13 protein-coding genes are annotated in these 15471 nt (G+C 70.3%); 3 read left to right on the forward strand and 10 right to left on the reverse strand.

The features are described 5' to 3' along the window. Positions 1-175: 175 nt before the first annotated feature. From AC069T_RS22500 to AC069T_RS22510, 3 genes are all read right to left on the reverse strand, one after another. The gene (locus AC069T_RS22500; RefSeq protein ID WP_478784424.1) at positions 176-1003 is read right to left on the reverse strand and encodes an HAD family hydrolase; all 828 of its coding nucleotides are present in this window, start codon (positions 1001-1003) and stop codon (positions 176-178) included. Next, positions 1003-3480, reverse strand: coding sequence for a phosphoribosyltransferase (locus AC069T_RS22505; RefSeq protein WP_478784425.1), 2478 nt, complete (start codon positions 3478-3480; stop codon positions 1003-1005). The genes AC069T_RS22500 and AC069T_RS22505 overlap by 1 nt, the downstream gene beginning before the upstream one ends. A 101-nt stretch (positions 3481-3581) precedes the next feature. After that, the gene (locus AC069T_RS22510; protein ID WP_478784426.1) at positions 3582-4745 is read right to left on the reverse strand and encodes an HpcH/HpaI aldolase/citrate lyase family protein; all 1164 of its coding nucleotides are present in this window, start codon (positions 4743-4745) and stop codon (positions 3582-3584) included. A 189-nt stretch (positions 4746-4934) separates the two neighbouring features. On the opposite strand from AC069T_RS22510, the gene AC069T_RS22515 reads away from it, so the two are divergent. Then, a complete protein-coding gene (locus tag AC069T_RS22515) occupies positions 4935-5834 on the forward strand; it encodes a TerD family protein (RefSeq protein WP_478784427.1) in 900 nt (299 codons plus the stop codon). A gap of 67 nt (positions 5835-5901) precedes the next feature. Here the strand turns inward: AC069T_RS22515 and AC069T_RS22520 are convergent, their stop codons facing one another. The 6 genes from AC069T_RS22520 to AC069T_RS22545 all read right to left on the reverse strand — a co-directional run bounded on the left by AC069T_RS22520 (position 5902) and on the right by AC069T_RS22545 (position 10561). Continuing rightward, positions 5902-6639 carry a TerD family protein gene (locus AC069T_RS22520; protein ID WP_478784428.1) on the reverse strand — a complete coding sequence of 246 codons (738 nt, stop codon included), beginning with the start codon at positions 6637-6639 and terminating at the stop codon, positions 5902-5904. A gap of 192 nt (positions 6640-6831) precedes the next feature. Beyond that, positions 6832-7980 carry a DUF475 domain-containing protein gene (locus AC069T_RS22525; RefSeq protein WP_478784429.1) on the reverse strand — a complete coding sequence of 383 codons (1149 nt, stop codon included), beginning with the start codon at positions 7978-7980 and terminating at the stop codon, positions 6832-6834. A gap of 144 nt (positions 7981-8124) precedes the next feature. After that, positions 8125-8700, reverse strand: a complete 576-nt coding sequence (locus AC069T_RS22530) for a TerD family protein (protein ID WP_478784430.1) — start codon at positions 8698-8700, stop codon at positions 8125-8127. A gap of 136 nt (positions 8701-8836) precedes the next feature. Further along, on the reverse strand, positions 8837-9412 hold the full coding sequence (locus AC069T_RS22535) for a TerD family protein (protein ID WP_121403257.1): 576 nt from the start codon (positions 9410-9412) through the stop codon (positions 8837-8839). Between the two features lie 114 nt (positions 9413-9526). Beyond that, positions 9527-9985, reverse strand: a complete 459-nt coding sequence (locus AC069T_RS22540; RefSeq protein ID WP_358854330.1) for a peroxiredoxin — start codon at positions 9983-9985, stop codon at positions 9527-9529. 138 nt (positions 9986-10123) lie between these two features. Next, the gene (locus AC069T_RS22545; protein ID WP_183116860.1) at positions 10124-10561 is read right to left on the reverse strand and encodes a DUF3052 domain-containing protein; all 438 of its coding nucleotides are present in this window, start codon (positions 10559-10561) and stop codon (positions 10124-10126) included. A 469-nt stretch (positions 10562-11030) separates the two neighbouring features. Between AC069T_RS22545 and aceE the strand changes: the two genes are divergently transcribed. Both aceE and AC069T_RS22555 read left to right on the forward strand, forming a co-directional pair. Then, positions 11031-13778, forward strand: coding sequence for a pyruvate dehydrogenase (acetyl-transferring), homodimeric type (aceE, locus tag AC069T_RS22550; protein WP_478784431.1), 2748 nt, complete (start codon positions 11031-11033; stop codon positions 13776-13778). 120 nt (positions 13779-13898) lie between these two features. Beyond that, a complete protein-coding gene (locus AC069T_RS22555; RefSeq protein ID WP_478784432.1) occupies positions 13899-14666 on the forward strand; it encodes a potassium channel family protein in 768 nt (255 codons plus the stop codon). A gap of 180 nt (positions 14667-14846) precedes the next feature. Here AC069T_RS22555 and AC069T_RS22560 read toward each other — a convergent pair whose 3' ends face one another. Next, a complete protein-coding gene (locus AC069T_RS22560) occupies positions 14847-15155 on the reverse strand; it encodes a small hydrophobic protein (protein ID WP_478784433.1) in 309 nt (102 codons plus the stop codon). Between the last annotated feature and the right edge of the window lie 316 nt (positions 15156-15471).

A 15471-nucleotide genomic window follows, 5' to 3' on the forward strand; every position in this document is an offset into this window, starting at 1 on the left:
GTTCCTTCACGGGTGCTCGCCCACTGGTGCCTCGCCCACGGGTGTTCGCCCGGCGAGCCTCGCCCACGGGTGTTCGCCCGGCGAGCCTCGCCCACGGGTGTTGGCCCGGCGGACGCCTCGCCCACTGGTCTTCACCTACGGGTGTGTGCCTGCGGGTGTCCCCCACCGCGGCTGTTCAGGCCGGCCGGGGGCCCTCGCAGGCGGCGAGGAACTCCCGGAGGATCCGCTCCCCCGCGGCGACACCGAGTTCCGGGAGAGCGGTGATCGCGGGGGCGGTCCAGCCGGCCTCGGCGAGTTCGCCGTGCCCGGGACGCCAGCCCCGGTCGGCGGCGAGCAGCAGATCGGCGTCGAGGAGCGAGTCACCGGCGGCCAGCGTGCGGGCGGCGCCGGTGCGGCGGGCGACCTCGCGCATGGCCGCGCTCTTGGTGAGCGGCTTGGGAACGGCGTAGATCTTGCGGCCCTGCAGGGAGACGGTCCAGCCACGGTTCTCGGCCCACACGGCGAGTTCCTTCACCCAGTCCTCGGGGAGCAGTTCGCGCTCGACGACGAGGTAGACGAAGAGGTCCTCGGCGACGCGGTGCTTGCGGACCCAGAGGGGGTCCGACGTGGCGGCCATGTGCTCGCGCACCTCGGTGAGGGAGGCGCATTCGTTCGTCAGGCGTTCGGTGACCCGGGCGTGCCAGTCGGGGTCGGAGACGCCGTCGACGAGCAGGTGACCGCCGTTGGCGCAGATCGCGTACCGCGGGGCGGGGCCGGGGAGGCTGATGCGCCGGTACTGCTCGCGGGTGCGGGTGGTGGTGGGCACGAAGAGGGCGGTGGCGCCGAGTTCGGTGAGGAGACCGGCGGCGGTCTCGGTCATGTACGACAGCGGCTTGCCCTCGTAGATCTCGACGCAGAGCAGCCGGGGGGCCTCGGCGTCGGGCACGGCGAGGGAGAGCGCGGCGGTGGAGTAGATGAGGGTGCGGTCGAGGTCGCTGGCGACGAGCACCTGGGGCGGGGCCATCAGGCGGTCACCGTCCGGCCGTCGGCGCCGGTCGCCCCGCGGGTGAACTTGGGGTGGATCAAGCCCACGCAGGTGTAAGGGAGTTCGGCGACCTCTTCGACGGGGACGCCGCGCTGTTCGGCGAGCAGGCGTACGTGGTCGAGGTCGGCGCCGGCTCCGGCGCGGGCGAGGATCTTCCAGGGGACGCGGCGCAGCAGGACGCGGGTGGTCTCGCCGACGCCGGGCTTGACGAGGTTCACGTCGTGGATGCCGTACTCCTCGCTGATCCGCTCCACGGCGGCCCAGCCCTCCCAGGTCGGGGCGCGGTCGGCGGCGAGCAGGTCCTTGGCCTGTGCGTCGACCGCGTCGCAGACGTCGGGGAAGTGGGCGGCGACGGCGTCGAGGAAGTCGGCGGAGACGTCGGCGGCGGCGAGTTCGCGGTAGAACTTGGCGCCGTGGTAGTCGTGTTCGCCGACGAGGTCGGCGCGCAGGACGGTGCGGGAGATCAGCCCGGAGACGGTCGAGTTGAGGCAGGCGGAGGGGATGAGGAAGTCCTCGCGGGTGCCGTAGGTGCGGACACAGGCGCCGGGGTCGGCGAGCACGGCGATCTCCGGGTCGAATCCGGTGATGCCGTCGGACGCCTCGAACTCCTCGACGGCCTGGGCGAGTTCGCGGGTGATGGCGCCCTTGCCGGTCCAGCCGTCGACGAACACGACGTCGGCGGGGTCGTGGTGGGCGGCCAGCCAGCGCAGGGCGTTGGCGTCGATGCCGCGTCCGCGCACGATGGAGACGGCGTAGTGCGGGAGGTCGAGTCCGTGGCGGTACTGGGCCCAGCGCCGCATGAGGACGCCCACGGGTGTGCCGGCGCGGGCGAGGGAGACGAGGACGGGTCTGGGTGAGCGTTCGGCGAGCACCAGTTCGGTGACGGCGCCGACGGCCAGGGCGATGCGGGCGGCCGAGGTGCCGAGGGCCGCGTGGAACAGCTCCTGGTACTGCTCGCTGGGCTGGTACTCCACCGGCAGGGACTCCGCGTAGTGCGCGCCCCCGCTCTGGATCGCCTCCTCGCGTTCCTCGGTGGGAGCCTCCAGACGGACGTCCGAGAGGTCCTGGAGCAGCCAGCCGACGTCGTCCGGTGCGTACGAGGAGAAGGCGGGGCCGCGGAGGGGCGCGGGGAGCATGAGGGGCCTTTCGGTGGCGGTGTGCCGCGGGGCCGTGTGCGGCGCGGCACCGGAGGCGGTCGCCGGCGACGGGACGTGGGAGGGGACGACGGCGAGCAGGACGGCGGGGGTGTGCGCGCCGAGCTGGGCCAGCAGTCCGTCGGGGGCGTGCAGCTCGGGGGTGTCGGCGGCGGAGTCGACGACGGCGACGACGGCGTCGAATCCGGCACCGGCGACGTTGTAGGCGTAGCGCGGGCCGGGTCCGTCGTCGGGGTGGTCGTGGGCGGGGAAGACGAGGCGGGTGCGTATCGCGTAGCCGGGGTCGTCGACGGCGAGGACGGGTGAGCGGGTGGTGGTGGAGTACCGCACCTCGGCGTCCGTGGCCTGCTCCAGTTCCCGCGCCAGCCGCAGCGGGGCGTACATCAGCTCCTCGAAGCCGAGCACGAGGACGCGCCGGGCGCCGTCGGGCAGGGCGCCTGCGATCCGGGCGGCCATGGCGGGCAGCGCGTCCTCCAGGCGTGTGCGGTGCCCGGGGGTGAAGCCGTGGCGGCCGCCGTCGGGTACGCCCTGCGGCCAGCCGAGGGCGACGCGACGGACGTCGCCGGTGCGCTCGGGGGTGTGGAAGGCGGGGGTGGCCGGCTCGTGGGCGGCGACCAGCGCCTGCCCCTTCTCCAGGACGCCGTCCGGGAGGACGACCGTGCCGGAGGCGGCGGTGACCAGGTCGATACGGGCGCCGATCTCGCGGCCGAAGTCCTCCAGGCGTCCGAGGTCGGCGGCGGAGCGCAGGTCGACCAGGGCGACGACGACGTACCGCTCGCGCGGGTAGCGCTCGTGCAGGGCGCGGACGGTGTTCAGGACGGTGTTGCCGGTGGAGAACTCGTCGTCGACGAGGACGAGCGGGCCGGGGCCGGCGAGCAGCCGCGGGTCCTCGGGGAGGAGCAGGTGGGAGGTGGCGTGGGAGTGGGACTCCTCGAAGCCGCCCGCCCGTGCGACGCCCGGGACGGGGCGGCGGGTGGAGTGGAGGTAAGGGGCCACGCCGATGCCGTCGGCGACGCAGTGGCCGAGGCCGGTGGCGGTCTCCGCGTAGCCGAGGACCACGGCCGTGGGCGCCTCGTCGCCCAGCAGTTCGCGGACGCGCCGGCCGAGCGCGAAGCCGTACCCGTGGACGAGGGAGGGCGACTGCGGGACGTGTTTGCCGAGCACGTTCGAGACGAGGAGGTGCGCCCGCTTGGGGTTGCGCCGCAGCGCGAGTCCCAGCAGGCCGGGCAGCTTCTCGTCACCGACGAGTTCGACCCCGAGCCGCCGTGCGACCCAGGTCCCCGTCCACTCCACGTTGTTCATCGATTCCTTGTTGGTTCGGGTTGGTCCGGCCGCCCGGCCGGTCCGGGCGGCTGGTGGTCCGGGCGGCTGCGGATTCGGGCGGCCGGCCGGTCCTCGCTGCTTCAGGAGCAGAGTCCGGCGGCGAGCAGTTCCACGAAGCCGATGTCCTCGTTGGCGACGCCGAAGACCTCGGCGCGCTGGAGGGTGCGTTCGGCCCAGGCGCGGTGCGGCTTCACCTCGTTCATCTTGTTCGTGTACGCGGAGCGGAGCACCCCGCCGCCGCACCGGTCGGGCCGCAGGATGTCCTTGGCGTCGCTGTACTCCTCGTGACTGACGACGGACAGCGCGTGCACGGGCAGGACGTGCGAGGGGTGGATACAGGTCTTGCCGAGGAGGCCGTTGGCACGGTCGAGGGCGATCTCGCGCAGCAGGCCGTCCATGTCGTGCTCGATCAGGGTGGCGCGCAGGTGCTCGGCCGCCGGGGTGAAGGGGCTGCGGCGCAGCTGTGGCTTGAACATGCGCTCCTGGAGCCGGAAGTACTCCCAGACGGGTCCGGTCACGGTGAATCCCGTGCCGTCGGCGCGGCCGAGGACGTTCACCACGTCGGCGATGACGGAGGCGACGATCTGGACGTCGTAGGCCGTCATGTCGGGCGGGCGGCGCAGTCCGTACGCGGAGCAGAAGTCGGTGACGCCGAGGCGCAGCGCGAGGACTCTCTCGCGGTACTTGTCGACCGTGCGGTAGATCCCCTCCAGGGTCTCCCGGCGGCTCTCCAGGTGGAGCAGCTCGGGCGACTCCAGGACGGGCATGGCGAACAGGCGCCGTCCGCTCGTCGCCTCGGCCTCGGTGAGGGCCTCCAGGTAGGGGGTGCCGCGCTCCTCGGTGAACTTGGGCAGGACGAATCCGGACAGCAGCCGGATGGCGGGGCCGAGCCGCCGGACGAGGTCCGGGATCTGCTCGGGGGCGCGGACGCGCACGAACAGCAGCGGGAGCGCCGGTTCGGGCCGTCCGGCGAGGTCGGTGAACTGCCTGACCAGGTTCTCCTCGCCGTACGCGACATCCGCGTCGTCGATCGAGTCCTCCAGGCACAGCACCATGGAGACCACGCCGCGCCCGGACTGCTTGACGATGTCGTCGGCGAGCTGCGGCCGGGTGGCCGGGCTGTAGAGGGTGGCGCCGAGGGCCGCGGCGAGGACGTGGGCCGGGGATTCCGCGCTGAAGTCGCACGGCTCCCGGTGGAAGAGGCGCTGGCGCTCCTCAGGGGCGATGTGCCCGAAATGACGCATGGGTCTCCCCTGTGGCGGCTGGACGGCCTGACGTGATGTGGCCGGTAATAGTACGTAGATATCCATGACGGCAGTTCCCAGCGAGCATGAAGTTCTGGTAACCCAGCTGTGTCCGATGCCTGCTGTTCCTGTACGGAAGCCGAGTACCCCGCGTTGTCGTGACCAGGCCCGAGGGGGCAGGATGACCGCATGACGCACGCGATGCTGAAGGGGTCGAACGTCCCGCTGGACGCCACAGCGGTGCGTGCCGTGCTGCGCTGGGCTCCCGGGCAGGGCGTTCCGGACGTCGATGCCTCGGCGCTGCTCCTCGGCCCCGACGGTCGTGTGCGATCCGACGAGGATTTCGTCTTCTACAACCAGCCCCGGCACCCGTCGGCCAAGGTCTGGCGGCTCGGCAAGAAGCGGGTCCCCGAGGGACTCACCGACACGATCCAGACGGATCTCGCGGGTGTCGAGTCCGCGGTCGGCCAGATCCTGCTGGTCGCCTCGGCGGACGGGGTCACCTTCGACCGCGTGCGCGACCTGCGCATCCTGCTGTACGACGCGTCGGTCGCCGAGGGTGAGCCGCTGGCGTACTTCGACATCAGACCGGAGACCGGCGCGGAGACGGCGCTGATCTGCGGGGAGCTCTACCGGCGCGGCGAGGGCTGGAAGTTCCGGGCGCTCGGCGAGGGCTACTCGAACGGTCTGCAGGGCCTCGCGACCGACTTCGGCATCTCGGTGGACGAGTCGGAGCCCGACTCCGCGTCCGAGGAGACGTGGGCGGCGCCGCCGGGTTCCGCCGAGGAGACGTGGGCGGCGCCCGCCGCGCCGCCCGAGACGTCGGTTCCGCTGCCGCCGGAGCACCCCGCGCCGGTGCCGCAGCAGGCCTCGCCGTCCGCCCACGGCTATCCCCCGGCGCCCGCGCGGCAGCCCGCGTACGGCTATCCGCAGCCGGCCCGGCCGGCGGACGAGTCGGCGTACGGCTATCCGCAGCCGCAGACGGCGGCCGTCGAACCGCCCGCGTACGGCTATCCGCAGCCCGTCGGGCCGGTACCGGACCCGGACTTCGAGCTGCCTCCGCAGGGCCCTCAGTTCATCGGCCGCTGACCGGCGCGTCGCCGGGCCCGGTGCCGTCTTCCGCTGAGCACCACGCACCCGGCGCGGCGCGTGGTGCTCACCGGCCGGCCTTCGACTTGTAGCCGCGGCCCCACTGCAGGCCCCAGCCGTACAGGCGGTCCAGTTCGGCCTGGAAGCCGTACACGAATCTGACCTCGCGGCGCACGGTCAGCTCGCCCTTGTTGTTCTCGATCATCACGACGGCGCAGGACCGCGCCTGCGGGTGGCGCTCGTCGAGGCCGATCTCGATCCGGGGGCCGTTGCTCGGGTAGAGGGTGACGATGGCGTGCGTACGGTCGAAGGCGGGGGTCTGGTCGTAGATGTAGACGAAGACGAGCAGCCGTTTGATGTCGTCGCGGTGGTCGAGGTTGACGAAGATCGTCTCGCCGGATCCGGAGCCGAAGCGGTCGTCGCCGCTCAGTTTCACGTACGGCGGGGCGTTCAGTTCGCCGAAGAAGCCGCCCAGCGGCTGGACCACGCCCTTCGAGCCGTCCGTGAGCTCGTACATGCAGCCCAGGTCGAGGTCGACGTTGACCATGCTCTGGGTGTGCGCCTGGACCACTTCGGGCTTGAACGCCTGGAAGGGGTGGCGCAGCAGGCTGCCGCGCTCGGGCCCGCCGATGTCGGAGGTGCGCATCCGCCAGGACAGGTTGACGCGCAGGTTGCCGGTGGCCGCGCCCTGCTGGGTGAGCGAGACCTGGCGGTGCCGCTTGGTCAGTTCGATGGCGTTGGTGGACGCGCTGCCCGAGTCGAAGTCCGCCGACCGGCCGCGCCACAGGTCTTCCCAGAAACTCATTCCGCCCCCACATGCCTGATTCGTACGTCGTGCCCCTGACGTCCCCGCCCCGCGCGCGGTGTCCGTGCGGCGCCGGTGACGTCCGCGTGGACCATGCCGTGCGGGGCGGCACCGAGGACGCGTCCTCGGTGCCGCCCCGCACAGAGCGTTCCTCATCGGGCGGGGTGTCAACCCCTCGGCCCGGTGCGCGTGTCAGACCCCGGACGAGACCTCAGTCTTGTCGTCCGAGCCCTGGCCTTTTCCCTCGGCGGCCGCGAGCGCCTTGTTGCGGCGCACGGAGGACCAGAAGGACCAGGCGATCAGGATGACGCCGACGAGGCCGGTGATGACCTCGTGGATCTGGTACTGGATGGTGACCAGCAGGATCACGGCGAGGGCGCCGATCGCGTAGTGCGCGCCGTGCTCCAGGTAGACGTAGTCGTCGAGGGTGCCCTGGCGGACCAGGTAGACCGTCAGCGACCGGACGTACATGGCGCCGATGCCGAGGCCGAGGGCCATCAGCACGATGTCGTTGGTGACGGCGAAGGCGCCGATCACACCGTCGAAGGAGAAGGACGCGTCCAGGACCTCGAGGTAGAGGAACATGAAGAACGCGGCCTTGCCGGCGAGGACCACCGCCGACGGCTTCTTGCCGGTCTGCCTGGCCGCTTCCTCGGCCTCGTGCTCGCGCTCCTCCTCTTCCTCGAGCTTGTCCTCGAAGTAGCCGGAGAGGCCACCGACGATCATGTACGTGATCAGGCCCGCGATGCCGGAGATCAGGACCGTCTCCGCCTTGTCGGCGTGCGCTCCGCCGTGCTGGTGGGCGTGGGCCGCGAAGGTCATGGAGGTGATCAGCAGGGCGACCAGCGCGATGCAGACCGACAGCATGTCGACCTTGCCGAGCTTGGCCAGCGGGCGCTCCAGCCAGTTCAGCCACTTGATGTCCCGGTCCTCGAAGATGAAGTCGAGGAAGATCATCAGCAGGAACATGCCACCGAAGGCGGCGATCGCCGGGTGGGCGTCGGTCACCAGCTGCTGGTACTGGTCCTTGTCCGTCAGCGCGAGGTTGACCGCCTCGATCGGGCTCTTCTTGGCGGTCACCGCCACGATGACGACGGGGAAGACGAGCCGCATGCCGAAGACGGCGATCAGCACACCGACCGTGAGGAAGATCTTCTGCCAGAAGGCACTCATCTTCTTCAGGATTCCGGCGTTGACCACCGCGTTGTCGAAGGACAGCGAGATCTCGAGGACGGACAGGATCGCCACGATGCCGAAGCCGGTCCACCCCCCGTAGAGCACCGCCGCGACCAGACCGAGTGCGGTGACCGCAAACGACCAGCCGAAGGTTTTCAGAAGCACTGGCTACCCAATCGTGTATTGGGGGCGCCCCCAAGCGGAGCCTGGAGGAAGGTTTTCCCCGTGCCGTACTCGGCTTTACCTGATGTTGACCTCGAAGTGTAGAGCGCGGTCCGCTCGGTCGGCACGGGCGGGCCCCGCAACCGCCTAGGAGACGTTGACCCCGAAGTCCAGAGCAATGCCCCGCAGACCTGACGCGTACCCCTGCCCGACGGCACGGAACTTCCACTCGTCGTTGTAGCGGTAGACCTCGCCGAAGATCATCGCGGTCTCCGTGGAGGCGTCCTCGCTGAGGTCGTAGCGCGCCAGTTCCTGGCCGTCGGCCTGGTTGACGACGCGGATGAAGGCGTTGCTGACCTGGCCGAAGGTCTGCCCGCGGTTGTCGGCCTCGTGGATCGAGACCGGAAAGACGATCTTGTCCACGGTGGCGGGGACCTTGGAGAGGTCGATCAGGATCGACTCGTCGTCGCCCTCGCCCTCACCGGTGAGGTTGTCACCGGTGTGCTCCACCGAGCCGTCGGGGCTCTTGAGCTGGTTGTAGAAGACGAACCACTCGTCCCCGAGCACCCGGCCCGCGTTGCACAGCAGCGCGCTGGCGTCGAGGTCGAAGGGGGCTCCGGTGGTGGAGCGCGCGTCCCAGCCGAGCCCGACCATCACCTGCGTGAGGTTGGGTGCGGCCTTGGAGAGGGAGACATTGCCTCCCTTGGCGAGCGTGACGCCCATGATGCTGGTCCTCCCCGAGATGGAACTTCAGTTGTCCGGCGGTCCGGCGCCGCTGTCGAGCGCGTCCGGCGCCGCACTCGAAGTGTGCGGCGCCGGACGGGTGAGCCCAGGACCCCCCGCGGGGCCCGCTGTCGGCTCAGACGTTCACGCCGAAGTCCTGCGCGATGCCGCGCAGGCCCGAGGCGTACCCCTGGCCGATGGCGCGGAACTTCCACTCCGCGCCGTGGCGGTACAGCTCGCCGAAGACCATCGCGGTCTCCGTCGAGGCGTCCTCGGAGAGGTCGTAGCGCGCGATCTCCGCCTCGCCCGCCTGGTTCACGACGCGGATGAACGCGTTGCGGACCTGGCCGAACGACTGCTGGCGGTTCTCGGCGTCGTAGATCGAGACCGGGAACACGATCTTCTCGACGTCGGCCGGGACGGCGGCGAGGTTGACCTTGATCTGCTCGTCGTCGCCCTCGCCCTCACCGGTGATGTTGTCGCCGGTGTGCTCGACGGAGCCGTCCGGGCTCTTCAGGTTGTTGAAGAACACGAAGTTGGCGTCACTGCTGACCTTGCCCTCCGCGTTCGTCAGGATGGCGCTGGCGTCGAGGTCGAAGTCGGTGCCGGTGGTGGTACGGACGTCCCAGCCAAGACCGATGATGACCGCGGTCAGGCCGGGCGCCTCCTTCGACAGCGAGACGTTGCCGCCCTTGCTGAGGCTGACTCCCACGAGTCCTCCCAAATGGTGTCCAGGGGCGGGGAGCCCCGTCGTGCGTCGGTATCGGATCAACGTGTCGATCCTAGTGACGGGTTCCCGTACCCTGCAGGGCTTGGGGCCGAAGAATCACAGGGTGTCGAGCGCCCTGACGTACTCGTTCAGGTCACGTGCGTCCGGCAGACCGTTGACGACGGTCCACTGGACGACGCCGTCCCTGTCGATGATGAAGGTGCCGCGCACGGCGCAGCCCTTGTCCTCGTCGAAGACGCCGTACGCGCGCGAGACCTCGCCGTGCGGCCAGAAGTCCGACAGCAGCGGGTAGTCCAGGCCTTCCTGCTCGCCGAAGACGCGCAGGGTGTGGATGGAGTCGTTGGAGACGGCCAGCACCTGCGTGTCGCGGTCGGTGAAGCGGGGGAGCTCGTCGCGCAGCGCGCACAGCTCACCGGTGCACACGCCGGTGAACGCGAACGGGTAGAAGAGCAGCACCACGTTCTTCTCGCCGCGGAAGTCGGACAGCCGCACCGTGGCGCCGTGGTTGTCCTTGAGTGCGAAGTCCGGGGCCTTGGTGCCGACCTCGATCGCCATAGTCACACGCATCCCTTCCAGGGGGCCGTTCGGGTGACGACCAGCCTACGCAGGGATCCGCCCGGGGGCAGGACGGCCCCGCACACGTTGCTGCGGGCAGCACTAGCTACTGCCCCGAGGGAGAGAAAAAAGCGGAGTTCAGCGCTTCGACTTGGCCGCCTTCGGCGTGGCCAGCCGGCTGCCGCTCCAGTCCTTGCCCACGCTGACGGTCTTGGTCTGGGACAGACCCGCGGTCGTCGCGGCTTCGGCGATGTCGCTCGCCTCGACGTAGCCGTCGCGGCCGGTCTTCGGCGTCAGCAGCAGGATCGTGCCGCCCTCTTCGATGTACGTGGTGGCGTCCACCAGCGCATCCGTCAGGTCGCCGTCCTCGTCGCGGAACCACAGCACCACGGCATCGGCGACGTCGTCGTACTCCTCATCCACGAGCTCGCTGCCGATGACTTCCTCAATGGCCTCGCGGAGCTCCTGGTCGACGTCGTCGTCGTAGCCGATCTCCTGGACCACCTGCTCGGGCTGGAACCCCAGCCTGGCGGCAGGGTTCGTCCTCTCCTCCGCGTGGTCCGCGGTCGCGCTCACGGGTTGCCTCCTGATCATGTTTCGTTAGGGGTCTTCCCCCGGCTCGTTTCAGGAGCTGGGAGAAGTCTTCAGCCACGCGCGTGCGCGAGGCATTGGCCGTAGTCCACACGGGCGGGACGGATCGCGCAAGTACCCGGCCGTCGAGACCGCCGAAACGGTGACGATCCCGGCCGTGTCGACGCAACTCCAGGCATGCAATCACAGGCACGCGTGACGCACACCACGCTCTTCTGCCCGGTTTGCGAATTAGGGACCCTCCGAGGGTACGGGAGTCGAATGGCTTTGCGGAACGCGTGCCGGGCTGGGCGTATCGTTGCGATTCGGCCCGACCCGCCCCGACCTGGCTGGACGAACGTGATGGTTACCTCTCGGTAGAGATGACGATCGCGTTCCCGGGGTCCACGATGGGGAACGGTGCAGACACCTGGAAACCCAGGGAAACATGGCCCTCTGACAGTGAAGGAACAGCGTGGCTTCCGGATCCGATCGCAACCCGATCATCATTGGCGGCCTTCCGAGTCAGGTACCTGACTTCGATCCCGAAGAGACCCAGGAGTGGCTCGACTCCCTCGACGCCGCCGTCGACGAGCGCGGCCGGGAGCGTGCCCGCTATCTGATGCTGCGGCTGATCGAGCGGGCCCGCGAGAAGCGTGTGGCCGTGCCGGAGATGCGCAGCACGGACTACGTCAACACGATCGCCACCAGGGACGAGCCGTTCTTCCCCGGCAACGAGGAGATCGAGCGCAAGGTCCTCAACGCGACCCGGTGGAACGCTGCCGTGATGGTGTCCAGGGCCCAGCGCCCGGGCATCGGCGTCGGCGGCCACATCGCGACCTTCGCCTCCTCCGCCTCCCTCTACGACGTCGGCTTCAACCACTTCTTCCGCGGCAAGGACGAGGGCGACGGCGGCGACCAGATCTTCTTCCAGGGGCACGCGTCGCCGGGCATCTACGCCCGCGCCTTCCTGCTCGACCGGCTGAGCGAGCAGCAGCTCGACGCGTTCCGGCAGGAGAAGTCGAAGGCGCCGTACGGGCTGTCGTCGTACCCGCACCCGCGGCTGATGCCGGACTTCTGGGAGTTCCCGACCGTGTCCATGGGCCTCGGCCCGCTCGGCGCGATCTTCCAGGCGCGGATGAACCGCTACATGGAGGCGCGCGGCGTCGCGGACACCTCCAAGTCGCACGTCTGGGCGTTCCTCGGGGACGGCGAGATGGACGAGCCGGAGTCGCTCGGCCAGCTGTCGATCGCGGCGCGCGAGGGCCTGGACAACCTGACGTTCGTCGTCAACTGCAACCTCCAGCGGCTCGACGGCCCGGTGCGCGGCAACGGCAAGATCATCCAGGAGCTGGAGTCGCAGTTCCGCGGCGCCGGCTGGAACGTGATCAAGCTGGTGTGGGACCGCACCTGGGACCCGCTGCTCGCGCAGGACCGCGACGGCGTGCTGGTCAACAAGCTGAACACCACGCCGGACGGCCAGTTCCAGACGTACGCCACCGAGACCGGCGCGTACATCCGCCGGCACTTCTTCGGCGACGACCACCGGCTGCGCGCCATGGTCGAGAACATGACCGACGACCAGATCCTGCACCTGGGCCGCGGCGGGCACGACCACCGCAAGGTCTACGCGGCCTTCGCGGCGGCCAAGGCGCACAAGGGCCAGCCGACGGTGGTCCTCGCCCAGACGGTCAAGGGCTGGACGCTGGGACCGAACTTCGAGGGCCGCAACGCCACGCACCAGATGAAGAAGCTGACGGTCGCCGACCTCAAGGGCTTCCGGGACCGGCTGCACATCCCGATCTCCGACAAGGAGCTGGAGTCCGGTGCGCCGCCGTACTACCACCCGGGGCGTGACTCCGAGGAGATCCAGTACATGCACGACCGCCGCAGGGGCCTGGGCGGTTACGTCCCGACCCGCGTCGTGCGGTCGAAGCCGCTGCCGCTGCCCGAGGACAAGACGTACGCGAGTGTGAAGAAGGGCTCCGGTTCGCAGTCGATCGCCACGACCATGGCGTTCGTGCGACTGCTGAAGGACCTCATGCGGGACAAGGAGATCGGCAAGCGTTTCGTGCTGATCGCCCCCGACGAGTACCGCACCTTCGGCATGGACTCGTTCTTCCCGAGCGCGAAGATCTACAACCCGCTCGGCCAGCAGTACGAGGCCGTCGACCGGGACCTGCTCCTCGCGTACAAGGAGTCGCCGACCGGTCAGATGCTGCACGACGGCATCTCCGAGGCGGGCTGCACGGCCTCGCTGATCGCCGCGGGTTCGGCGTACGCGACGCACGGCGAACCGCTGATCCCGGTGTACGTCTTCTACTCGATGTTCGGTTTCCAGCGCACGGGTGACCAGTTCTGGCAGATGGCCGACCAGCTGGCGCGCGGGTTCGTGCTCGGCGCGACCGCCGGCCGCACGACCCTGACCGGTGAGGGTCTGCAGCACGCGGACGGCCACTCGCAGCTGCTCGCCTCGACCAACCCGGGCTGCGTGGCGTACGACCCGGCGTACGGCTTCGAGATCGCGCACATCGTTCAGGACGGTCTGCGCCGGATGTACGGCTCGACCGAGGAGCACCCGCACGGCGAGGACGTCTTCTACTACCTCACCGTCTACAACGAGCCGATCCAGCACCCGGCCGAGCCGGAGAACGTCGACGTCGACGGCATCCTCAAGGGCATCCACCGCTTCAGCGCGGGCACCGCGGGCTCCGTTCCGGCGCAGATCATGGCGTCCGGTGTCGCCGTGCCGTGGGCCGTCGAGGCGCAGCGGATCCTCGCCGAGGAGTGGAACGTCCGGGCGGACGTCTGGTCGGCGACCTCCTGGAACGAGCTGCGCCGTGAGGCGATCGAGGCGGAGCGGCACAACCTGCTGCACCCCGAGGAGGAGCAGCGCGTCCCGTACGTGACGCGGAAGCTGTCGGGCGCGGAGGGCCCCTTCGTGGCGGTCTCCGACTGGATGCGCTCGGTGCCGGACCAGATCGCCCGCTGGGTGCCGGGGACCTACCAGTCCCTGGGTGCGGACGGCTTCGGCTTCGCGGACACGCGCGGTGCGGCGCGGCGCTTCTTCCACATCGACGCGGAGTCGATCGTGGTCGCGGTGCTGACCGAGCTGGCGCGCGAGGGGAAGGTCGACCGGTCGGTGCTGAAGCAGGCGATCGACCGCTACCAGCTCCTCGACGTGACGGCGGCCGATCCGGGCGCGGCGGGCGGCGACGCGTAGGCGTCACGTCCGCCGGGTGCGCGTGAGCGGCTCCGCCGCGGGCGCGTGCGCCGGGAGGTGACCCGGAAGGGCGGCGGGGCCTCGGCTCCGCCGCCCTTCCGGGTTTTCTACGATGCGGGCATGACGGAAGAATCGGCGCAGGTCCGCTGGGAGCGGCGTACTCAGCGGCCGTTGCTCGCGCTCGCGCTGGCGTTCGCCCTCGCTTACGCCGTGCCGATCGTGGACAGCAGCGTCAGCCACTCGATGGCGGTCACCTGCACGGTGGTGGAGTGGGTCGTGTGGGGCGCGTTCGCCGGCGACTATCTCGTCCGGCTCGTGCTGGCGCCGGACCGGCGGGGGTTCGTGCGCGGCCACTGGCTGGACCTGGGCGCGGTGATCCTGCCGATGTTCCAGCCGCTGCGGCTGCTGCGGCTGGTGTCGACGTTGATGCTGGTGGGGCGGCGGGCGCGGATGGCGTCGCAGATCCGGCTGACGACGTACGTCGTGGGCACGGTCGTCGGGCTGCTGATGTTCGGTTCGCTCGCCGTGCTGTCGGTGGAGCGGGACTCACCGCACGGGAACATCAGAACGCTGGGCGACGCGGTGTGGTGGTCGTTCACCACGATGACGACCGTGGGGTACGGGGATCACGCCCCGACCACCGGTCTGGGCCGCGTGCTCGCGGTCGGCCTGATGCTGTCCGGCATCGCGCTGCTCGGTGTGGTGACGGCGAACATCGCGGCGTGGTTCATCGCGCGCTTCGAGAAGGACGACGTGGAGGAGCGCCGGCAGACGGCCGCGATCGAGGCGCTCACGGAGGAGGTGCGGGCGCTGCGGGCCCAGGTCGCGGACCTGTCGGGGGCCGTCCGTCCGGCGCCGGTGCCCGCCGAGCCGTCGCGTCAGGTGTAGTGCGGGGCGGGGCGGGCCGGGGCCTTCCGCCTCACCGAGGACGCCCCGCGGCCCGACAGCTCCCGCTGGGGCGTCGTCGAGCCGGGCTGCGCAGGTGCCGGGCGCCGGGCGCCGGGCGCCAGGTGCCAGGTGCCGGGTGCCGAGGGCACCTGCCCGCCGCGGTGGACCGGGGCCCGGCGGTCAGAGCAGGCCGTTTCCGGCGCCTGCCGAGTCGACGAGCCAGATGAGGGCGAGGAGCGTCTCGATCGCGCCCAGCACGAGGGCGATCAGCGCCGTGAGGGGACGGGGCCCGGCCCAGCTGCGTCCCATCGCCAGCCAGCCGCAGACCATCGCCACCGGGCCGAGGATGATCCCCAGCTGGAAGAACCCGACGATCGCGCAGACGACTCCGATGATGCCCAGCGTCGCGCGATCCGGCCCGGTCCGTGACCACGTCCGGCCACGTGAACGGGGGTGCCTGCGCGTGCCGTTTCCGAAGGCCGCCATCATCAACTCCTGAACTCCGAGGCCTTGTCGGCCAGTTCCGGTTCGATGTGCGGATACCCCCGTCGTCCCGCGGTAGACCTGCCGGTGCGCCGTGCGCCGTGCTCCGCGCTCCGGCCGGGAGGGATCCTGAGCGTCCGCACCCGGCCGGGTGAAAAAGGGGTGACGGGGCGGCCCTTGTCCGCCCCGTCACCCCTGCATCGTCGTCAGGACCCCGCCGGATGTGCCCTAGGTGTATTGATCACGAGCGTTGTTGACACTCGCCGGTGCTTGATCATGGCGAAGACCTCCGGTGTGGTGGAGCTGTCTAGGACTGCACCGC

Source organism: Streptomyces sp. NPDC043867, from assembly GCF_056435845.1.